Origin of the sequence: Nocardia sp. NPDC060220, assembly GCF_042727815.1 — a bacterium.
Taxonomy (GTDB): domain Bacteria; phylum Actinomycetota; class Actinomycetes; order Mycobacteriales; family Mycobacteriaceae; genus Nocardia.
This window is the reverse complement of sequence record NZ_JBHWZY010000508.1, coordinates 1-5,099: the sequence shown is the minus strand read 5'-3', so window position 1 is coordinate 5,099 and position 5,099 is coordinate 1. Positions and strand designations below refer to the sequence as shown.

The window sequence follows — 5,099 nt, the reverse complement described above, 5'->3', positions numbered from 1 at the left end:
GTCGCGCCGATTCGCCTCGACCAGTTCGGCGCCCTCTGGTTGCAGAGCCTGTCGCTGGGCGCCATCCAGATCACGGTCGCCCTCACGGTCAACGCCATGATCGTGCTCGGCGCCGCGGGCCTGGCCACCTTCCTCACCGCCCGCCCGCTCTGGCTGCGCACCCAGCGCTACCTCATGGGCACCGCTCTCGGCACCATCGCCGTCCTGCTCGCCACCGACAAGGCCCGCCCCACCCCCGCCTGAGGTGCGTGCCGCCGCCGCATCCCCACGCGAAATCGGATCGCCACCAGCGGGTGGGCCGGTCGCCGTCGCCGCGCGCCTGCGTGTCACGCTGCTTCGGAGCAGCGAGGCGGAAGGATTGCGTGGTGAGCGTTGGTGTGCTGGTGACGGCGTTGGCCGGGCCTTCGGTCAGCGAGCTGGACTCGGCCGTGAACGCGGTGCATCGGGGCGGCGAGATGATGGGGGTCATCTCCTTCGCCGCGTCCGGTGCGCTGGTCGCGGTGCGCAAGCGGCTCGATCTGTTCGGGATGGTGGTGCTGGCGTGTGCGACCGCGCTCGGCGGCGGCATCGTGCGTGACCTGCTGATCGGGCGAACTCCCCCGGCCGCGTTCACCGACCTGACCTATCTGTCCGCGTCGATAGTCACCGCGCTGGTCCTGTACTTCATCGCGCCCTCGCGCCGGCTCACCAAGGGACCGCTCGAGATCGCCGACGCGATCGGGCTCGGGCTGTTCTGCGTCACCGGGACCGTGATCGCCGACTCGGCCGGGCTCGGCGCCCCCACCGCCGCCCTGCTCGGCATGACGACCGCCATCGGTGGCGGCGTGATCCGCGATGTGCTCAGTGGCGAGGTGCCCACCGTCCTACGCCCGGACCAGGACCTCTACGCGATTCCGGCCCTGTTCGGCGCGGCCGCGACCGCCGCGCTGCTGTCATTCGACCTGTACCGAGCCTGGACCGGGCTCCTCGCCGCAGCGGCGGCGGTGGGGTTCCGGCTGCTGGCCCGGCGCTATCAGTGGCACGCACCGCTGGCCCGCCACGCGCGCGACTGACCCGTCCCGTCGGTGACCACGGCCGGTCGTTTCCCGGTGGAGCGGCTCATCGACGGCACCGGGTCAGGGCACCGTGGTGTCGGCGCGGAGCCGGCGGATGCCTTCGTCGATCGTCTCGTCGCGCTTGCTGAAGGTGAAGCGCACCAGGTGTTTCCAGTCCGCGGGGCGATCGGCGAAGACGCTCACCGGCACGGCGGCGACGCCGAGCCGGGCCGGGAGTTCGCGGCAGAACGCCAGTCCATCGTCGGCGCCGAGCGCTCGGATGTCGGCGCAGACGAAGTAGCCGCCGTCGCTGGCCGAGACCGTGAAACCGGTGTCGCGCAACGCCCGCGAAAGCCGCGTTCGCTTGTCCGCCAACCCGGCACGCTGGGCGAGCACCCAGTCCGATTCCTCGTTGATCGCGTACGCGACGGCGGGCTGGAACGGCCCGCCGCCGACGAAGGTGAGGAACTGTTTGGCCGCGAGCACACCGTCGAGCAGCGGCGCGGGCGCGCACGCCCACCCGATCTTCCACCCCGTGACATTGAACGTCTTCGCCGCGCTGGACACCACCACCGTCCGCTCACGCATCCCGGGCAGCGTGGAGATGCTGATGTGCTCGGTGCCGTCGTAGACGAGGTGCTCGTACACCTCGTCGGCCAGCACGAGCAGATCGTGCTCGACAGCCAACTCGGCGATCGCGGTGAGGTCGGCGCGGTCGAGCACGGCGCCGGTGGGATTGTGCGGCGAATTGATCATCAACATGCGGGTTTTCGAGGTGAGCGCGGCCCGCAGACTGTCCAGGTCGAGCACGAATCGGTCACCGTCGGGCACCAGGCGAGCTGTTCGTCGCCGCGCGCCCGCGAGCGCGATCGCGGCGGCGTAGGAGTCGTAGTACGGCTCGATCAGCACCACCTCTTGATCGGGCTCGACCAGACCGAGCACGGCGGCGCTGATCGCCTCGGTCGCGCCGACGGTCACCAGAATCTCGGTGGCCGGGTCGTAGGCGGTGCCGAAGCGGCGGGCGCGGTCGTCGGCGATCGCCTGACGCAGCACCGGCATCCCGCGGCCGGGCGGGTACTGATTGAGGCCGTCGGCGATGGCCGCGCGCGCCACCTCGAGCATGCCGGCGGGTCCGTCGGTATCGGGAAAGCCCTGGCCCAGATTCACCGCGTCGTGGCGGACGGCCAGTTCGGTCATCTCGGCGAAGATGGTCGATCCGAAGGGGCGCAGGCGGGCGACGGTGGGCGGCACAGGCGGCATCTCCGCAGCGTATCCCACTATTCGGCGACGTTGCCCAGCGATAGCGAACATGCATGTTTCACAAATGTTTTCCCGCTTTGACCTGCGCTATTGTGCGTTTCCCCAACCTCAGCTAGCCTCGCCGTGTTCTACCTCACACACCACTGCGTGGTGGTATATCGAAAGGGGCTCGCATGGCCTCACCTCTGCTCGACTTCATCCTGCAACCGGCTGCGTCGGAGGTAGCCGGTTCGGCGTGGCAATTCATCCACGATCACCTCGTCGCCAGTCCGATCGTCGATTGGTTCACCGGTTCGGCGACGCCGGACAACAACATGGGTTCCTCGACGGGGGACTTCAACCTCGGATCGTCGACCGGCGATCACAACTGGGGCTCCACCTACCCGTAGAACGTCCGCGATGCGCGCTGGTCCGCATCGCTACGCCGATCAGCTCAGCGCTGTGAAGTGAACCGCTGACCTCGCAGGGCCTCGACGGTGCTGCGGGGTCAGCGGAGGCGGGCGCCGGACAGTTTCGTCACGTTGGCGAAATCGTAAGTCGCCCAGATCTTTCCGTCTCGCACTGCGAAGGCGAGGACACGCACGGGTCGTCCGAACGGCGAGTTCGGGTCGGTGATCACCAGCCCCGATTGCCCGTTCACCGTGGCGGCGCCCAATTCCAGCCCGGATTCTTCCTGATGCCTGCGCCAGAGGCCGAGCGCCAGTCGGGCGACCTTCTCCTGTCCGGCAACGATATTCAGCGCGGTCTTGGTGGTGCCGCCCGCGTCGGCGGTGAATGTCGTGTCCGGATGCAGCGTGGCGGCTACCGCGGAGACATCACCGGTGGCCAGTGCGGCGAGGAACCGCCGCACCGCCTGATCGTGCACATCGTCGGCGACCGGTTCCGGCGCTCTGGCCACCGCCCGGCGCGCGCGGACCGCCAATTGTCTTGCGGCATCGGCGGAGACGCCGAGGATCTCGGCGATCTCGTCGAAGGGCACCGACAATCCCTCGTGGAGCACCAGCGCCACCCGCTGCTGCGGCGTCAACGCGTCGAGCACCACCATCGCCGCCATCCGGCTGTCCTGATCGCGCACCACCACGTCCAGGGGGTCGGGTGTGCGCGACGACGAGGCCGCCGAGACGATCGGTTCCGGAAGCCACTGCCCCACGTAGGTTTCGCGGCGCACGGCGGCGCTTCGCAAGTGGTCGAGGCAGATTCGGCTGACCACGGTCGTCAGCCAGGCGCGCAGATCGTCGATCTCGGACTGGTGCACGCCGGCCATCCGCAGCCAGCTCTCCTGCACCGCGTCCTCGGCATCGCCGACACTTCCGGTGAGCCGGTAGGCGACCGAAAGCAAGTGCGGTCGATGCGATTCGAACAGGTCGGCGAGAAACGGGGAAACCATCGAGTCAGATCCTACGGAGTACCCACTCGCGCTCCGCCCCACGGGTCGGCGCCGGTGATTTCGCACACGATTTCCCCGGTGGGAAGTTCGTGCCCGGCTTCATCGCTCGCGTCGCACCTGCCGGTGAGGTGCGGCGGGTCGCCGACCGGCTCGGCGCGGGCGGACCGTGAAAATCCGGCGAGATTCTCGGCGTCGACTGTCAGGATGGCCGGATGTACGAGCACACGCTCACCGACGGAACCGTCTGGCTCACCCGCCCGACCGGAGCCGATATCGACCGCATCGTCGAGTGCTGTCAGGACCCTGATGTGCAGCGCTGGACCACGGTCCCCGTCCCGTATCACCGCTGCGATACCGAGGAATTCCTCGACCGGGTCGTGGCCCCCGGCTGGGCGGACAACGCGCCGGTCTGGGCGATCCGCACCGCCGAGGACGGCCGGGTCGAGGGCATGGTCGGCCTGCATACGCGCGGACCCGGCACCTGTGAGATCGGCTTCTGGCTCACCCCAGCGCACCGTGGCCGCGGGCTGATGTCGCGGACGATCAACCTGGTCTGCGACTTCGGTTTCGACGCCGACGGTCTCGCCCTCGACCGGATCATGTGGCGCGCGATCGTGGGCAACATCGCCTCGGCCGCCGCCGTCCGCCGCAACGGCTTCCACTACGAGGGGATGGCTCGATCGGGCGGGGTGCAGCGTGGAGCGCGGGTCGACGAATGGGTCGCGGCGCGCCTGCCCACCGACCCCGCCGTGCCGGTCGACGGGTGGCCCACCGAGGCCGGTGCCGACGGCCGATAACGCGCGGTTCGACCAGTTCGCCGACACCCCGCCCACCGCGCAACTCACCGAACGCCGCCGACGCTACCAACCGCCCGAGCCCTGTGGTGAACGATCAGTTCGGGCGGTCGGTGGCTCGGCGAGCCGTTCCCCGGTGAGCGGAGATCGTGGTGGGGTCTTCGGGCCAAGCGTGTTTGGGGTAGCGGCCGCGAAGGTCGGCGCGGACCTGTGGCCAGCCGTTTTTCCAGAAGGAGGCCAGGTCGGCGGTGACAGCGACGGGGCGCTGAGCTGGGGACAGCAGGTGCAGCAGGATGGGGGCTCGGCCGTCGGCGAGGGTGGGCGGGTCGGTCCAGCCGAAGATCTCCTGGACCTTGACCGCGAGGATCGGCTGATCCGCGGAGTAGTCGAGGCGAACGCGGCTGCCGGAGGGGACTTCCAGGCGTTCGGGGGCCAGTTCGTCCAGGCGGGTGGCGGCGGGCCACGGGAGCAGGCGGCGCAGCGCGGTGCCCGCGTCGAGGCGGGCGAGGTCGGCACGGCGGCGGGCGGTGGATAATTCGGGGCCGAGCCAGACGTCGAGGTCGGCGAGGAGTGCGCCGTCGTCGACGGCGGGCCACGGCGCGCCGAGGGTGCGATGCAGGAAAC

Annotated in this window: 6 protein-coding genes and 1 pseudogene; 4 read left to right on the top strand and 3 right to left on the bottom strand. The window is 69.7% G+C overall.

The features are described 5' to 3' along the window. Both ACFWF3_RS23710 and ACFWF3_RS23705 read left to right on the top strand, forming a co-directional pair. Window positions 1-243, top strand: a pseudogene (locus tag ACFWF3_RS23710) (LysE family translocator); the annotation flags it as partial. A gap of 212 nt (window positions 244-455) precedes the next feature. Further along, the gene (locus ACFWF3_RS23705) at window positions 456-1,052 is read left to right on the top strand and encodes a trimeric intracellular cation channel family protein (protein WP_379315316.1); all 597 of its coding nucleotides are present in this window, start codon (window positions 456-458) and stop codon (window positions 1,050-1,052) included. 63 nt (window positions 1,053-1,115) lie between these two features. Here the strand turns inward: ACFWF3_RS23705 and ACFWF3_RS23700 are convergent, their stop codons facing one another. Next, on the bottom strand, window positions 1,116-2,294 hold the full coding sequence (locus tag ACFWF3_RS23700) for a pyridoxal phosphate-dependent aminotransferase (RefSeq protein WP_067448665.1): 1,179 nt from the start codon (window positions 2,292-2,294) through the stop codon (window positions 1,116-1,118). 173 nt (window positions 2,295-2,467) lie between these two features. On the opposite strand from ACFWF3_RS23700, the gene ACFWF3_RS23695 reads away from it, so the two are divergent. Continuing rightward, window positions 2,468-2,683, top strand: coding sequence for a hypothetical protein (locus tag ACFWF3_RS23695; protein WP_378990522.1), 216 nt, complete (start codon window positions 2,468-2,470; stop codon window positions 2,681-2,683). A 98-nt stretch (window positions 2,684-2,781) separates the two neighbouring features. Here ACFWF3_RS23695 and sigJ read toward each other — a convergent pair whose 3' ends face one another. Next, window positions 2,782-3,681: an RNA polymerase sigma factor SigJ gene (gene sigJ, locus ACFWF3_RS23690; protein WP_379315315.1), complete on the bottom strand. Its 900-nt coding sequence runs from the start codon at window positions 3,679-3,681 to the stop codon at window positions 2,782-2,784. 212 nt (window positions 3,682-3,893) lie between these two features. On the opposite strand from sigJ, the gene ACFWF3_RS23685 reads away from it, so the two are divergent. Then, window positions 3,894-4,478 (top strand): GNAT family N-acetyltransferase, encoded by a 585-nt coding sequence (locus tag ACFWF3_RS23685; protein WP_379315314.1) that lies wholly within the window; start codon window positions 3,894-3,896, stop codon window positions 4,476-4,478. A 94-nt stretch (window positions 4,479-4,572) separates the two neighbouring features. On the opposite strand, the gene ACFWF3_RS23680 is transcribed toward ACFWF3_RS23685, so the two are convergent. Next, window positions 4,573-5,099: ATP-dependent helicase C-terminal domain-containing protein (locus ACFWF3_RS23680; RefSeq protein WP_379315313.1), on the bottom strand; the 527-nt coding region annotated here is incomplete at its 5' end.